This is a genomic window from Martinezella paranaensis (assembly GCF_014200235.1).
Lineage (GTDB): Bacteria > Pseudomonadota > Alphaproteobacteria > Rhizobiales > Rhizobiaceae > Rhizobium > Rhizobium paranaense.
On record NZ_JACHBI010000005.1, the window covers coordinates 450348 to 465765 of the forward strand.

The 15418-nt window shown below is 58.3% G+C and carries 18 protein-coding genes; 4 read left to right on the top strand and 14 right to left on the bottom strand.

The genetic code is table 11. The features are described from left to right. The 7 genes from GGD50_RS15720 to GGD50_RS15750 all read right to left on the bottom strand — a co-directional run bounded on the left by GGD50_RS15720 (nt 1) and on the right by GGD50_RS15750 (nt 7533). On the bottom strand, nt 1–1203 hold the full coding sequence (locus tag GGD50_RS15720) for an amidohydrolase/deacetylase family metallohydrolase (RefSeq protein WP_183938273.1): 1203 nt from the start codon (nt 1201–1203) through the stop codon (nt 1–3). Between the two features lie 3 nt (nt 1204–1206). Beyond that, nucleotides 1207–2076, bottom strand: a complete 870-nt coding sequence (locus GGD50_RS15725; RefSeq protein WP_183938274.1) for an ABC transporter permease — start codon at nt 2074–2076, stop codon at nt 1207–1209. Next, a complete protein-coding gene (locus tag GGD50_RS15730) occupies nt 2076–3017 on the bottom strand; it encodes an ABC transporter permease (RefSeq protein ID WP_183938275.1) in 942 nt (313 codons plus the stop codon). The genes GGD50_RS15725 and GGD50_RS15730 overlap by 1 nt, the downstream gene beginning before the upstream one ends. A gap of 57 nt (nt 3018–3074) precedes the next feature. After that, on the bottom strand, nt 3075–4556 hold the full coding sequence (locus tag GGD50_RS15735; protein WP_210318869.1) for an ABC transporter substrate-binding protein: 1482 nt from the start codon (nt 4554–4556) through the stop codon (nt 3075–3077). Between the two features lie 423 nt (nt 4557–4979). Further along, nucleotides 4980–5225 carry a helix-turn-helix domain-containing protein gene (locus GGD50_RS15740; protein WP_183938277.1) on the bottom strand — a complete coding sequence of 82 codons (246 nt, stop codon included), beginning with the start codon at nt 5223–5225 and terminating at the stop codon, nt 4980–4982. Between the two features lie 421 nt (nt 5226–5646). Continuing rightward, a complete protein-coding gene (locus tag GGD50_RS15745) occupies nt 5647–6303 on the bottom strand; it encodes a Vgb family protein (protein WP_183938278.1) in 657 nt (218 codons plus the stop codon). Nucleotides 6304–6312: 9 nt separating this feature from the next. After that, entirely contained in the window at nt 6313–7533 is a 1221-nt protein-coding gene (locus tag GGD50_RS15750) for a helix-turn-helix domain-containing protein (RefSeq protein WP_183938279.1), read from the bottom strand. A 122-nt stretch (nt 7534–7655) separates the two neighbouring features. On the opposite strand from GGD50_RS15750, the gene GGD50_RS15755 reads away from it, so the two are divergent. From GGD50_RS15755 to GGD50_RS15765, 3 genes are all read left to right on the top strand, one after another. Continuing rightward, on the top strand, nt 7656–8453 hold the full coding sequence (locus GGD50_RS15755) for a DUF899 domain-containing protein (RefSeq protein WP_183938280.1): 798 nt from the start codon (nt 7656–7658) through the stop codon (nt 8451–8453). A 7-nt stretch (nt 8454–8460) separates the two neighbouring features. Next, on the top strand, nt 8461–8742 hold the full coding sequence (locus GGD50_RS15760) for a hypothetical protein (protein WP_246451213.1): 282 nt from the start codon (nt 8461–8463) through the stop codon (nt 8740–8742). A gap of 199 nt (nt 8743–8941) precedes the next feature. Then, entirely contained in the window at nt 8942–9979 is a 1038-nt protein-coding gene (locus tag GGD50_RS15765; protein WP_183938281.1) for a glycoside hydrolase family 25 protein, read from the top strand. A 68-nt stretch (nt 9980–10047) separates the two neighbouring features. Here GGD50_RS15765 and GGD50_RS15770 read toward each other — a convergent pair whose 3' ends face one another. The 3 genes from GGD50_RS15770 to GGD50_RS15780 all read right to left on the bottom strand — a co-directional run bounded on the left by GGD50_RS15770 (nt 10048) and on the right by GGD50_RS15780 (nt 11665). Next, nucleotides 10048–10905: a sigma-70 family RNA polymerase sigma factor gene (locus GGD50_RS15770; RefSeq protein WP_183938282.1), complete on the bottom strand. Its 858-nt coding sequence runs from the start codon at nt 10903–10905 to the stop codon at nt 10048–10050. Between the two features lie 90 nt (nt 10906–10995). Beyond that, nucleotides 10996–11310, bottom strand: a complete 315-nt coding sequence (locus tag GGD50_RS15775; RefSeq protein WP_183938283.1) for an EthD family reductase — start codon at nt 11308–11310, stop codon at nt 10996–10998. Nucleotides 11311–11353: 43 nt separating this feature from the next. Further along, entirely contained in the window at nt 11354–11665 is a 312-nt protein-coding gene (locus tag GGD50_RS15780; protein ID WP_183938284.1) for a putative quinol monooxygenase, read from the bottom strand. Between the two features lie 264 nt (nt 11666–11929). Between GGD50_RS15780 and GGD50_RS15785 the strand changes: the two genes are divergently transcribed. Further along, a complete protein-coding gene (locus tag GGD50_RS15785; RefSeq protein ID WP_183938285.1) occupies nt 11930–13237 on the top strand; it encodes an MFS transporter in 1308 nt (435 codons plus the stop codon). A gap of 69 nt (nt 13238–13306) precedes the next feature. Here the strand turns inward: GGD50_RS15785 and GGD50_RS15790 are convergent, their stop codons facing one another. The 4 genes from GGD50_RS15790 to GGD50_RS15805 all read right to left on the bottom strand — a co-directional run. Continuing rightward, on the bottom strand, nt 13307–13606 hold the full coding sequence (locus GGD50_RS15790) for a PAAR domain-containing protein (RefSeq protein WP_183938286.1): 300 nt from the start codon (nt 13604–13606) through the stop codon (nt 13307–13309). 256 nt (nt 13607–13862) lie between these two features. Beyond that, the gene (locus GGD50_RS15795) at nt 13863–14258 is read right to left on the bottom strand and encodes a hypothetical protein (protein ID WP_183938287.1); all 396 of its coding nucleotides are present in this window, start codon (nt 14256–14258) and stop codon (nt 13863–13865) included. A 34-nt stretch (nt 14259–14292) separates the two neighbouring features. Further along, complete coding sequence (locus GGD50_RS15800) at nt 14293–14892, bottom strand: hypothetical protein (RefSeq protein ID WP_210318853.1); 600 nt, start codon at nt 14890–14892, stop codon at nt 14293–14295. Continuing rightward, the coding region (locus GGD50_RS15805) for a hypothetical protein (RefSeq protein WP_210318854.1) at nt 14889–15418 on the bottom strand (530 nt) is incomplete at its 5' end. The genes GGD50_RS15805 and GGD50_RS15800, both read right to left, overlap by 4 nt.

The following is a 15418-nucleotide window of genomic DNA, read 5'->3' on the forward strand; positions in this document are numbered from 1 at the left end:
CTAATGGCTGTGACCATGGGGCGTCAGCTTTCGCGCCCGCGGGATGTAACGGCTCGCGGCAAAGGCTTCAGCGCCGATGACCGCGTAACGCGGTTCGAAAAGCTGTTTCAACATGGCGGTATCGCCCATCGAATCCACCGCCTCGATATCGGACTCGACAACATCGAAGATCGTGAATTCCGCCCGTTCTCCGACCGCAAGCCGATTGATGAGCGGCAGCTTGATGGCCGAGGCCGGCGCATGCGTGACCGCTTCGATCACCTTCTCGAAAGGCATGCCGACCGACAGTAGCTTCGACATGGTCGTCGCGAGATCCCAGACCGGGAAATTCAGTGATCGGTTATGCAGATCGGTGGAGATCGAGAATGGCAGAAGCCCGCGCTTGATGGCTGCCTCTGCGACACGGAAGGAGAAGGACGCGCCGCCATGGCCGATATCGAGACGGATGCCCTCGCCGGCGCAGCGCTCGGCGAGATCGAAGAGATCCTCATCCTCGATGAGGCTGCTGCCGGCCTTGCCATTGAAGCAATGCGTGATGATATCGCCGGGCCCGAGAACCTCCAGCACCTCGTCATAGAGTGCCGGCGGTTCGCCGACATGCACCATCATCGGGATCTCCAATATCTTGGCGATCTTCTTGCCGAGCTTGACGGGCGTGATCCCCCAGGAGCCGGTGATGACGTGGCTCGCACGCACCTTGATGCCGACAATATGCTCGCTGTTGTCGGCATAGACCTGGAGCATGCGGTCGAAATCGATCGAGCGGATGTCTATCAATTCGCTGACGCGATTGCAGGCAACGAGGCCGATCGAGCCGAGATTGAGGAACGCCTTGATGCGTTCGCGCGCCGGCTCGATGATGTATTCGCGGAAACCATGGAAATTCGCTTCACCCGCCGAGCCGGCATCGACCAGCGTCGTCACACCCCGCTCGACGCCGCATTCCGATGGGCGGAGGGAAATGTCGGTCCCGCCATGCCAGATATGGACATGCAGGTCGACCCAGCCCGGCGACATCCCGGCCCCCTTGCCATCGATCCTTTCGACGTCGGCCGAGACGGCAAGCGACGGCCCGACTTCGGCGATACGCCCGTCCGCGTCGATCAGCACGTCGGTGACGCTGCCGGGTGTCGACTGCCCGAGAGCCATCGGCTTGACGTTGGCGATCAGCAACGGCCGTTTCGGTTCATATCGGGAAGACATGAGCTACAAGTCCTTTCGAAGTCTGGGATCGAGAATGTCGCGCAATCCGTCGCCGACCATCTGCAGCGATAGGACGGAGAGGATGATGGCAAAGCCCGGGAACAGCGTCATCCAATTGGCCTGGTCAAGATATTGCCGGCCGGCGGCAATCATCGTTCCCCAGGTCGGAATATCCGGGCTCACGCCAAGGCCAAGGAAGGAAAGACCGGCTTCGGCGAGCATGGCGTTGGCAAACAGGAAGGTGCCTTGCACCAGGATCGGCGACAGCAGGTTTCTGAGCACATGCCGCGTCATGATATGCAGCGTCGAAATGCCGAGCGCACGCGCCGCCTCCACATAGGGCAGTTCTCGGATCACCAGCGTCGAAGCCCGAACAATGCGCGCCAGTCGCGGCGCGTAGACGATGCTGAGCGCGACGATGACTGTCGTCAACGACGGCCCAAGGGCCGCGACCAGCGCGATCGCCAGCAGGATATCGGGAAAGGCCATCATTGCATCGACCAGCCGGGCGATCGGCGTGTCCAATTGCTTAAAGAAGCCAGCGAGCAGGCCAAGCGTGACGCCGATGACCGCCGCCAGCGCGACAACCGCGCCACCGACGAGCAATGACAGGCGACCGGCATAGATGGTGCGGGTGAAGACGTCACGACCGAACTCATCGGTGCCAAAGAGATGAAGGAAGCTTGGGGGCTTCAGCCTGTTGACGATGGAAAGCTTGGCCGGTGCATAGGGCGCAATCAGCGGCGCGAAGACAGCGAGCAGCACGAAAATCGTCAGCACGGCGACGCCGAAGACGACCGTCTTGCGCTTAAAGAGACGCCTGGCGAATTTGCGGCGCTCGGCGCCGGCGGAGATTTGTGATACAGCGGCCATCAGTAGCGCACCCTCGGATCGACCAGCAGATAAAGCATGTCGATCGCAAAATTGATCAGCACATAGAGCCCGGCAATGATGAGCAGCGCGCCCTGGATCACCGGATAGTCGCGCCGAAGCACGGCAGACACCACGAGATTGCCGATGCCGGGCAGGCTGAAGATGGTCTCTGTCACCACTGCGCCGGAAATCAGCACCGCGGCGGTCAGGCCGATGACGGTTAGGATCGGGATGAGCGCGTTTTTCAGCGCATGCTTCAGGATGACCTTGCATTCGACGAGACCTTTTGCCCGTGCCGTGCGGATATAATCGTCGCCAAGCACATCCAGCATCGAGGCGCGGGTGAAGCGCAGGATCAGTGCCGAGGAAACGACGCCGAGCACGATCGAGGGTAGTGCCAGGTGATACATCCGATCCACGAAGGACGATCCCGGCCCGCCATATCCGGAGACGGGAAAGATGCCGTGGCGGACGGCGAAGGACTGAATGAGGATGAGGCCGAGCCAGAAGCTCGGGATACTGGCGGCAAGCATGGCAAGCGCCGTCGCCGCCTGGTCAAACAGCGAGCCGCGACGATAGGCGGAATAAATGCCGATCGGCAAGGCGATGATGCTGGCGATAACAAGCGAAAATACGCTCAGAAAGAAGGTCGGCTCGGCGCGCTCGACCAGCGCCGAGGTCACAGGCTCGTTGAGAAAAATCGATTGACCAAGATCGCCACGCAAGAGCTGGCCGAAGTAATAGAGATATTGCAGGGCGAGCGGCTGATCGAGACCGAGCCGCGCTCTGAGGCTGGCGATGTCCTGTGCGGTCGCATCCGGACCGAGCATGACCGCGGCCGGATCGCCGGGGGTGACGCGCACGATCACGAAGACGATCGTCACCACCAGGAACATCACGACGATCATGCCGAAGAGGCGCTGAAGGATATAGCGTATCATGTCTTGTCCGATCCTCCGGCCGCTTCCGTCGCGGCCGGAATGACGAGCCTATGGCTGCTACTTCTTGATCGACGCGTTCCAGAAATACGGCCAAGGCGCAGCCTCGACCCCTTCCAGCTTCTTCGATTTGGCAGCTAGCGCATTGAAGTCGCCAATCTTGATCATCGGCACTTCGTCGTAGATCACCTTCTGGACATCAGCCCACGCCGCTTGGCGCTTGCCGGCATCAACGGCGGAATTGAAGGCATCGACGGCGGTCTTTCGGGCCGGCGTGTCCCACCAACCAGGTGAACTCGTCGACATCTGCCCCATCAGAGCCGGCTCGGGCAGGAAGGGGCTATGGGTGATATAGATGTCCCACAGCTTCGGATCGGCACGGCGTTGCGTGAGTGTCGCCCAATCGACCACCTGCATGTCGACATTGAAGCCGGCTTGCTTCAGATATTCGGCGGCAACCTGCGCCATCTTGTAGTGGAATTCATACTGCCGGCTGGTGAGGATACGCAGCGGCTCGCCGTCATAGCCCGCCTTCTTCAGCAGGGCGCCGGCGGCCTCGGGATCGGCGACGTTATAGGCGCCATTCGTGCCGGCATCCGTATTCCAGGCATAGGCCTTCGGATAAAGAGCGGCATCGAGCGAATAGAAATCGGTGCTGCCGAAAGCGGCGGCAAGCATATCCTCCATGCTGAGCGCGGTGCGCGCCGCTTTGCGGATATCGACATTCTTGGTGATGCCGTTCGCCGTGTTGAAGACAAAGACCGGATAGCCGAAGGGCTTCAGCATGACCGGCACTGACGCAGTCGAGCCTTTCACGCGGTCGAAGGATTCGACCGATAGCGAGTCGACATAATCATATTGACCGGCAACCGCCGCCTCGACACGGGTGTTGGCGTCGGGAACGGGCACGAAACGGATTTCATCGAGATATTGATGCCGGGCGCCGCCATAACCATCGGCTTCGCCGCTGCGGGACTTATACCCATCGAAGCGTACCAACTGAATATATTGGTCGGCCTTGCGCTCTTTCAGCATATAGGGACCGGTGCCGATGAAGGCAGTCATCGGGTCTTCCTGATGCGTGGCCGGAATGATGACCGCGGCCGAATTGTTGAAGGCGAGCAGCGAAAGCAGCGGCGCATAGGGCTGCTTCAGTACGATCTTGACCGTCGAGGGATCGACCGCCGAGATATTGTCAATCATCGCCGCCGTCTGCTTGCCGCGGGAAGCGATTTTGGTCCAGCGATTCAGGGAGGCAACGACATCCTCCGAAGTCATCTCGCTGTTGTCGTGGAACTTGATACCGGTGCGAAGCTTGATCGTATAGGTTTTACCGTCGCCGCTGATGTCAGGCATGCCCTCGGCCAGAAGCGGCGTCACCTTCCAATTCTTGTCGAAGGTAAAAAGTGTTTCGAAAATATGCTGCGAAACGATGCCGACCAAATCGGCCGTCGACGCCATCGGGTCCAATGTCGGCGGCTCGCCGATCGTCGCGACATTGATCACGCCACCCTTTTCCTGCGCCAGAAGCGCCGATGGCATGATGAAAAGAGCAGCTCCCAGAAGAAAGGCAAATTTGTTTCGCACGATATCATCCCCTTATTTATTCCGCTATTACAGAATATTAAATGTTATAATGGAATGATAGCGGTGGGGTGAACGATGTCAATACGGCGGGGATATTACGAGAGCCCGTCTTGCTGACAGGCGCGGCGGCAATGCACGCCAACCTCGAGACCGATTACAGCGGTCTTCGAAAGCATCATCTGTTGTAAAAAGCCGGCGGCGCTGCGTTGAAGCAGAAATGTCGAACATGCGGCAAAGTATGAGCCGTCAATCGCAATGAGCGGGATACCCAGACCATCGGAATGCATCACCGCGAAAGTGCTCGCCAATGAAGGGCGAACAAAAGTCGTGCTGGCCGGCTCCTGCTAAAAACAAGGCCGACCAGACTTGCTTATCGGACTAAAGTGTCAAAAACGCTGACGGTGGGAGCTGAAGAGCGGCAGCGATCCGCCTCAACTTGGCTGGATCTATATCGTCGCCGTCCTCGATGTGGACGATCTCTTCGTTGGCGAGACCACAGGTCACCGCCAGATCCTCGATACTGTAGCCCACGGTTTCACGGGCCGCCTTTACACGCGCCGCCACATCGTCCGCCTGCACGGGTTCCGTTTGAACCTCGTTGAAATTATTGAGTGAAATGGACATATCGTCTCCTTCTCTGCATAGATTCTTGCGAATTCTTTTTGTGAGTTTCGGGACAGGCTCCCGCTAAGGCGCCGATAACCTTTTATTTCAGCATTGTAATATGAACAAGCGCAAATCGTCGCATCGCGCCGGCCGAGCTTGTGGCCGCGCGGAAACGCTGTGCATCAATGCCGAGGCTCACAGCCTACGGCAGATGATCAAATAACGGATAGTTAACGGATTTTTCCCCGATCACAGAGCGCACGCCAACAGCAGTGAAGGGTCGTGACTCCGCGTATCTTTATCGCAAATATCTGTGAATATGGAGGGGTAAGAAGGCGAATTCCTGCACGAAGAACGGCGGGACGGCTTGCGTTTTCAAACAAGCCATCGCCGATTCGCTTGGTAGCGACATCTGATCGGTGCCGCCAAAGGTGAAGGTCTAGCCCTTGGACTTGGACGTGCGACTTGGCCGGCGAACAGCTCTCACCTTGCCGCTGCCTCCGCCACCGCAGAAGAACTGATCGCCGCCATCGGACTCCAGTCCCGACACGCCCACGCCAGGCGGCATGTCGAGCCTCTCCAGCACCTTTCCCGTTTCGGGATCGATCCGTCTCACATCGCTCTCGTCACCTTCCCAGGTGCCGTGCCAAAGTTCGCCGTCAACCCAGGTAACCCCGGTCACGATGCGGTTGGACTCGATTGTGCGGAGGATAGCCCCGGTTTGCGGATCGATTTGATGGATCTTCCGGCCCCGATGCTGCCCGACCCAGAGCGTGCCCTCGGCCCATGCGAGTCCTGAGTCACCGCCGTTGCCTGGCGCCGGGATCGTGGCGAGCACGTTGCCGGTCTTCGGATCGATTTTGTGGATGCGATCCTCAGCGATCTGAAAGAGATGCTGGCCGTCGAAGGCTGTCCCCGCATGCGAGGCAACCTCGATCGAGCGCAGCACCTGCTCTCCGTTTGCCGGATCGAAGGCGTTCAACTTGTCTCCGGAGGCAAACCAGACGTGCTGGCCGTCGAAGGTGACGCCATTCACACGGTCGGCGCCCGGAAAAGGTCCATATTCACGAAGAATTTCGGCTTGAGATCGTTTCATGCTGTCATCCTATTCGTTCGGCAGAGGACCGGGGAGTAACAAGATTGTCGGGAACCCGAGAACGGGTGGCGTCATCCAGCGGCGTGCCCTGCCAAGGCCCAAGGACTGTACCTTACCAGCTTCCGCAAGCTGTTCGAGAGCTCGCTGTACCGTGCGCGGGCTCGCTCCAAGCGCAATCGCCAGCGCCGAGCTCGACCAGGACTCGCCGTCGGCGAGAAAGGCGAGCAGCGCCGCATGCTGCTCTTCGACGGGCGGCGCCAGTACCGCGACCTCGCGTGAGCGGCGCGGCACCAACGCAAAGCCTCGTTTCGTCGCCTTGACATCCGCCAGCGTCCGCAGCTCTGCGCGAAGCCGCCCCATTTCGACACGCAGCCGCGCGCGATGCGATTCATCGGCATGTTTCGCCCGGAAGGCGCGCGCGAGGAGCGTACTCCGCGGCACGTCTCCGGGCCAGGCTTCACCAAGTACACGGGCAAGCGTGAACAGGACCGGGCGGGTCGCCAGCGAAACGACCGCCTCGGCGTTGCGCACGACATTCCGGCACGCGTCCACCACCAGCGTCCCCGACTCCAGGAGTGTTTCCACCTCCTCAAGCAGAAGCGGGCGTTCCTCGTCACGCAGGATCAGCCGTGCCGCCGTCGTGTTCAGGACGAGGGAAGCGCTTTCGACCTCCGCCGTCAGCGCCGGGATATCCGCCGCGCGCGCGGCCTGCCCAGCCCGCGTGAGCGCCGCGCGGGCAGCCTTCGTCCGCAAGCGGCGAATAGCTATTCCGGCAACCACCAGCTCGTGCGCAGCCCTCGAGGCGGGAGGGAGCGGTGCCGGGTCAAGCTCGGCAAGCACACTTTCAGCCTCATCGAGATGGCCGATCAACAGCAGGCGCCGGACTTCGAGATTGCGTGCATGCGCGGCATTCATGCGATCGCCATGCGCTTCGAGCGTTACACGCGCCGCAGAAAGCGCCTTGGCAGGCCAGGTGAGGTCGCGCGAGACGAGCGCGATCTCGGCTTCGGCAACGATACACCGCGCGCGGGCCATGGCCTCCTTCGGCCCGAAGGCGCGCGCAGCACTCTTGAGGAGCGCCTTTGCCCGGCTGAGATCGCCGAGTTGGGCCATCGCGATGCCCCTGAGCGCGAGGGCCGGCGCGTCATCGCGCAGGGCAACCCGCTTCAACGCGCCGAGAGGATCGCCGCCCGCCAGAGCACGTGCCGCAGCGGTGATCATCGAGTCCATCGAAATCCCGTCAAACTTGTAACTCCCATCATTTCGATAGCCGGGCGTAGTTTACTCGCGACCACCAAACAGCCCGTCGCATCTTGAATGATACGACGGCAGATAGCCAAGGGAGAAAAATCATGACTACACACGCGACCGGAACACGTCAGGAATGGCTGGCAGCAAGGCTTAACCTCCTCGCGGATGAAAAGGCGCTGACACGGCAGAGCGACGAATTGGCACTGCGCCGGCAAGCCCTTCCCTGGGTACGGATCGACAAGGACTATCGTTTCGAGACGGAGAATGGCAGCGCCTCGCTCAGCGATCTCTTCAAGGGACGCTCACAGCTCCTCGTCTACCACTTCATGTTCGGCCCCGACTATACTGCCGGCTGCCCGTCTTGCTCCTCGATCGCGGATGGGTTCAACGGCTTCTTCGTTCATCTCGAAAACCACGATGTTGCCTTCTCGGCGATATCGCGCGCACCACTGGCGAAGCTGCAGGCATTCAAGCAGCGCATGGGCTGGACCTTCCCCTGGGCGTCCTCATTCGGCAGCGATTTCAATAGCGACTTCAGCGTCTGCTTCAGCGAAGAACAGCAGTGCGAAGGCGGCATTGAATATAATTTCCGCCGCGAGGCGCCTCTACCTCAGCCTCTCGCAAGCAAGACCGTTCAGGGATGCGAAGCGTGCGGCAGCGAGGAACCAGTGACGCAGATGGCAGCTATGACCGGGACCGACGCCGCCACATTTACGCGCGAAAGGCCGGGCGTCAGCGCGTTCGTGCTCGATGACGGCGTCATCTATCACACCTATTCCAGCTACGCGCGCGGGCTCGACGGCCTCTGGGGCATGTACCAATGGCTCGACCGTGCCCCCAAGGGACGCAACGAGAATGGGATCTGGTGGCGCCATCATGACCGGTACGGCCGGAGCTGACGTTCCTATGTCTACCCAACTCAACCCTTTTCCCGCCGGCAGCGGACCTGCCGGCGATGCCGCCGCCATCGGCATCACTCACTGGCTGTCCCTCGCCGCAGCGCCGACATTCGGGATCATGGCACTGCTGACGGCCACTATGGGCAATGCCGATATGATCTGCTCCACCATGCAGGGGGCGTCACCATTCGGCGGAATGGTCCCGATGTATCTGCTCATGAGCGTCTTCCATATCGCGCCCTGGCTGAGACTTCTGTCCCGCCAACGAAGCGGTGCACGCCGGTCCTAAGCCGGCGTTCGCCATGCAGATCACCACCATGGGAGCCAGTTGCTCCCGCCCCCGGCAATTCCAAACCTGCGATGCGCGATTACCGACTCGTAAAGATTGGATTCAATCTTTTTTGGTAATTCTCCATTAGCAATTCATGTCGGCGGGTGTCCGACTGCATGGATTCTGCGGTCGACTGTGGTTTTGCGTGCGGGTTCATATGCGTCTAACGGCTGTCTCAGCAATCTTTCTCACCTCTTTGATCTTGTCGGCATGCGCCGCCAGTTCCGGTCCGGAAGACGTCATGGCCGTCGCGCCGCCGTCGCAGGAGACGACCAATTCCATCACCCGCTCGAGCGGGCCTGTGCCATCCGCCGAGGTGGGCAACGCCGCTGCGCAGGTAACAAGCCAGCAGCAGCAAGCGCAGGCATGGACGGAACCGGATCCGCGGCCGCAGGCCTTCCTGCCCACAGCCAAGACCGATAGCGTACCGATCCCCTCGGAAAAACCGGTTGCTCTGCTCATGCCGGTGAACCCCGTGATCAGCGCCGCGCCGCAAACGCGGATGCAAATCTACAGCCGTCGTTTCCGCGACGCCAAACCCATCAATTTCGGCAGTTCCTCGCCGAGAAAACTTGCCGTGCATGGCGTCGACGTTTCGCGCTGGCAGGGCGAAATCGATTGGGAGAAATTGCAGACGCAGGGTGCGAACTTCGTCTATTTGAAAGCGACCGACGGCGGCGATCACCTCGACCCCATGTTCAAGAAGAACTGGCGCCGGGCCAAGGAGGCCGGACTGAAACGGGGTGCCTATCATTTCTTCTACTGGTGCCGGACAGCCGGCGAACAGGCCGATTGGTTCATTCGCAACGTTCCGAGGGAAGCAGGCGCCCTTCCGCCGGTCATAGACGTCGAGTGGAACGGGGAATCGAGCTGCAAGAGAAAACCCTCGCGCGAGCACGTCCTCGAAAAAATGAAGGTTTTCATGGACAGGCTGGAGCGGTACTACGGCCAGCGCCCGATCATTTATACCGCACCGGATTTCTACCGCGACAACTTGAGAGGCGAATTCGCCGACTATCCCTTCTGGTTGCGCTCGGTGGCCGCGCATCCCTCCCAGGTCTATCCGGGGCGGAAATGGCTCTTCTGGCAATATTCCGGCTCCGGTCTCACGCATGGCGTCGAAGGGCGGATCGATCTCAATGCCTTCCACGGCAGTGAGGAGGAATGGCACAACTGGCTAGCGCGTTCGAATTGAGCCGCGAGCCGATCGAGCCTGACTGGCGTTTCCGGTCACTTGCAACTTAAAAACGCAGGCCGCCGGTTTTAGCCTAGCCGCACCCAATCTATGGCTTCGAGCACATAGGGAGCGAACAGGAAATCTCGGATATCGACGATCCGATTTTCCGACCAGCCGATCAGCACAAAATGCGCAGGCCTTTCCATCGGGCCGGTGCTGTCGAAGACCAGCATGGCCGGCTGTCCTTCAACCGCGCCGAGGGCGAACCGCCATCTCGTCTCTTCCGCATAGCGCGTGAAATAGACGCCAATCTTTTCGCGCCCTTCCAGCCGCAGCCGGTTCACCAGCTCAAGCTTCACCTCATCGGCGAGCATGGCGCGGATTGCGTCGAAATCGCCGCTTCGAAACAGATCGACATAAGCAGTCATCTTTTGCCGGTCCGAGCTGGACATCAGCGGCAGCCGGATGTCTTCGGGCTCTTGCGCCAGTTGCCGCAGCGCAGCTCTCCCGCGCTGAAGCGCCGATTTGGCCGACGCTGCTGAGCACTCCGCGATGTCAGCGATCTCCTCGACGGAATGACCGAGAACATCCTTGAGGATCACCGCGCAGCGCTGAAGTTCAGGCAGCCGCAGAAACGTCTGGAAGCTGATCGCGACGATATCGGCCTCGGCGAAAGGCGCCGCTTCGATGTCTTCGGTGAGCGGAACGACCGCCTTCCGGGACCTTTCGCGCAGGAAATCGAGGCTCGTATTGTGGGCAATGCGAAACAACCAGCCCTCGAGATTATCCACCTCGGCGCCCTCAGCCCGCGCGTGAAGGGCCTTGACGAGGGTATCCTGCAATACATCCTCGCCACTGACGGCCGATCCTGTCATGCGCGCGCAGTAGCGGTGAAGGCGCGGCCGCAGCGCTTTCAGACGATCTTCGAATTCGTCAGTATCCATGTATCGGGCCAAACTGCGCTGCCGCGCTTTGTTCCACTAAGCATTGAAAACAAATGCCGATGAAAATCTTCGACAAACAAAGATGATGAGTCAAACTTCCCGGTTGTCGAAAAGGAACATTTGAACGCCCGAGTCATCCGGCGCAAAAAGCCGGCGATCCACGCCAGTCGCTTGTCCCTCCGGACTTGCAAACGCCCTTTCGATCGCCGCGAGGTCGTCGAAATATAGCGTTCCGATCCGATGAATGGCGGCGCTTCCTATAGGCGTCGCGATGGGGCCATCGTTGACCTCGTATTTCCTGAGACCCGGAATCGTCTTGGCGAGGGGAACGTGGATTTCGAAGTAATGCCGATCAAATTCCGCGATATTCTTCGGTGTGGGATAAATAACGACCATGCGGGCCATCGCAATTCTCCTTTGTTACTTACATGACGAAAAAAACTTGCGTTCACCCCCACCGGGTTTCGCTGAACACTGCCGAGCCCATCATTGAGTCCAGGCTCGCCAGCTCGCTGACCTGCGGGAAATAGGCTTTCATGCGTGGATCGCTGCGCATCGCCTCGACAGATTCGGCGGTCTCCCACTCGGAGTAGATAACGACGCCGGCGCCGTCCTTTGCCGCAATCAGCCGGGTCGTCTTCCAGCCATGGAGCGTGCAGATCACCGTCTCGGTGCTCTGCTTCAAGAGCGCGATCAGCGCATCCTGCTTGCCGGGTTCGACCTTCAGCAAATTGATCAAAATAACGGACTCGTTGGACATGCGATGTCTCCTTTTGTTTCAGACACACCAAGGACGATCCGAAGGGTGAAAACGGATCGCGGCATCGAAAATTTTTTTGAAAATCAACACTGCCAGACGCGGTTCGACGGCCTGTCGCCATGGCCGAAGATGTCGCCATCAGCGACGAACTTGCCGAACACGTATTGCCACAGGCTTCTGCCGCTACATCTAGAAAGCGAAATAATCTGATTGCTCATCCTCGGGCGCTCAGAACATCCGGATAAAATTGTGGGAGAAACAGCCATGGTCGACGAAAAGCAGCTCATCTCGAAAATCACCTGGCGCCTGATGCCCTTTTTGGGGCTCCTGTATCTGGTCGCCTATATCGACCGCCAGAATGTCAGCTTCGCCAAGCTGCAGATGGTCGGTGCTCTCGGGATGAGCGAATATGCCTATGGCCTTGGCGCATCTCTGTTTTTCATCGGCTATTTCATCTTCGAAGTGCCGAGCAACCTGATGCTGGAAAGATTTGGCGCCAGCAGATGGTTTGCCAGAATTCTGGTGTCCTGGGGCATCGTGACGACGCTCCTTGCCTATACGCAGAATGCAACAATGTTCTATATCCTACGCTTCCTCCTCGGCGCCTGCGAGGCAGGCTTCTTCCCGGGCGTTCTCTATCTTCTCACACTCTGGTTTCCGTCGGCCTATCGCGGCACGATGGTCGGGCTGTTCATGATCTTCAGCGCATTCGCCAACGCCGTCGGCGCACCGCTCGGCGGCATGCTGCTCGATCTCGACGGGCTCTACAATATCGCCGGCTGGCAATGGGTCTTCATCGTAACGGGCATTCCGGCCATCATTTTGGGCGTGGTGACCCTCTTCTATCTATCGGACCGGCCGGCGCAGGCGCATTTTCTCACGGACGAGGAAAAGCGCTGGCTGCAGGATAAGCTTGCCTCCGAAAATGCCGGCATGGACAAGAACGCCGATAATGGTTTCAAAGCTCTCGTCGATCCCCGCGTGTTGCTGATGGCGCTCTGCTACATCGCCTTTCCGCTTGCCGCCTATGGCCTCAGCTATTGGCTGCCGACGATCGTGAAAAGCTTCGGCGTCGGCAATACCGAGAACGGTTTCCTGAACATCATTCCCTGGATCCTGGTCGCGATCAGCCTCTATGTTGTTCCCGCCATGGCGGCAAAGGCGAAATCGAAGACACCCTATATCGTCATCCCGGCCTTTGTCGGAGCCACATCGCTCCTGCTTTCCGCGCTGATCCCAGACCACACGCTGCAGTTCGCGTTCCTGTCCATCGCCGCCGCGGGCATCTTTTCTGGCCAGCCGGTCTTCTGGAGCCTGCCCTCCCGCTTCCTGAGGGGCGCCGGCGCCGCAGCCGGCCTCGCAGCCATCAACTCCGTCGGCAATCTCGGCGGCTTCATCGCCCAGAACGTCGTGCCATGGATCAAAGACGCAACCGGAAGCACGATTGCCCCGATGTTCTTCTTAGCCGGATGCCTCGCCATTGGCGGCTTGCTGGTCTTCGTGGTGGAGCAGCAGATATCACGGAGGGAGCGGATCGCCGGGGAAAGCCAGATTGGGACGGCAGCGTCTTAGGAGATAGGGCACTATTTGCGTTTGGGCGCTGGGGTGAAGTCGTGGTGGGCGTCTCGCAGTCGGTCAAGCTCATTCGAATGTGATCCAGGAGACTCCTTGAACCAACCTGCCACCGTGACTGCAGCGATCACCGAAGCGCGCGATTTTCTGCCCATTGATATTGGCGACCGAAGAGCCGTCGACAATGTCGTCATTCGTCGGAACACCCGTGCAAAGACATTTGTCACCGACCGTAGCAATGGGGACGCCTTCGACGGTAACAAAGCTCTGTTGAGTTGATCGGACAGGTCCTCCCACATGCGGCTTGGGTCCCGGATCGATCATCGGGCATATATGCATGTGGCCTTTTAATGAGACAGGAAACCCCATGATTGACTACTCGCTATTTACCGAAAGCTTTCCTTCGTCGCGCAGAGTTATTTCCGCGAAAAGCGCTCGAACCCTTCTGATTGCAGGGCTCGATCAATCTTTTCGAATACCCCTTCGGTGCGCGATGTAAATCTATCATCGCTGGCATTGAGCAGTTTGGGTTTCGAGCCCTTGTCCGATATACAAAATCCCTCAAATACAATTCCAAGAGAATCGAATATAGCTGCGGTTCCATTATACCAGCCGGGTGCTCCATTCATGCGAGAACTTGCTCGGGTGGAAGTACGAAAACGCCCTTCGCATCAAGATTTGCAAGCTTATGATCAATTGACAGGATTATTTCGACTAGGCGGTCTTTTTCATAGCGCAGCACAAGACCGTGATTTTCGCGGACTTCCGTGACGCTTGTAGAGTCGGGAGAAGCTTCACTATAAAGCTCTAAAAGTGCCTGTTTTTCGATCTCGCTCAAACTATTGCCGAACTGTGCCAGCGTGTCCTGCAATATTGAATCTGGTATTCTGTCAGATCCACTCCGTAACACCTTGCCATAAACTCCCGCATACTTATCAGTCTCCGGTTGAGGCATGCCGAATTTAAGCTCGCCAATTCCCGCTCTTGGGATAATTTGCCAGTGATAAACTGCATCTGCCATTTGAAATCCGCTCAGTGGCAATCCGCGTTCACTATCAAAGATCCATCGGCTTATATTTCGACAAATCCTCACCCATATCCCGAGGTTTGGGTCGCCAGATAATTGTCCTGTCAGCCCGGCTTCCGTCCAAATAGGAAGGGCCATCTTTCGAGACCTTCACGAACTCGAACAAGAATATCAAATTGTTGGCAAAGACGACTTCGTTTTCAAATATGATCGGCCGTTCCCGCAAAGCGGCGGCAAGGTGTTTTATAATGTCTAGCGGGGGTTCGCGAAAAATGAACCGGCCATCGTAATTTAGCTTGTCGGCCCTGATATCGGCCAATATCTGGAAAAGTCCCGTTTCGTCGTATTCCAAAACCAAACCAGTAGCGCGCGCTTCGGTAAGAACGTTTGGCCGCACAAACTCCGCTTGCTTGCCTAATGCCGCTGTAATGTCGCTATCTGGAACCCCCAGGGTTCTTAAAAAGGCAGTCGCCTCATCCTCGGGTATCGGATTGCTATCTCGCGATCCAGTTACAGCACCATAGGCGGCAATAGCGTTAACCGCATTACGGTCCATGCCGAACGATATATTGCCTAGCCCAGTTCTAGGTTTTAGTACCCAGTGAGAGCTGTCATTAGGTTTGATCATCTAATTATCCCATTTTCTTGGAGACAGCGCGCATAAACCATCATCTGAGCGATTGCCTCATCGTATTTTGACGGATCACCAATGGCCTTTGCAACAGCCTTGACATCAAGTACGTCTAAATAAATCGCCTGCATTGTTTGGCCCTCAGCCAATAGAGCCGTTTGTGGCGCATAGGATTCACCATTAACGTTGCCCCCGTATGAGGCTGTCAGAGCATGATCGCTCTTCTCCATTTGAATGGCCGGGCCTACGTTCGGATTGAGCGGTGATTTCGATTTTGCAGGCATATGATGGCTATCAAGCTCGTCGCCCTTTGTTTCAGGCGTTCCCGTCATACAGCCGTGAGCACCACCGCGATACTTACCTTTTCCCTTAATGCCGCAAGCAAATTTGGCACAGGGATTCTGCTCGCAAGTCGCACAGGTAATGGTTTTAGATCCCATGAGGAGTGAACAGCGGCCGACGCTCTGGCAGAGTGAGGCTGCATCAAAGCACTCGCTCAGGAGGAGCAGGTTATGGAACCCAC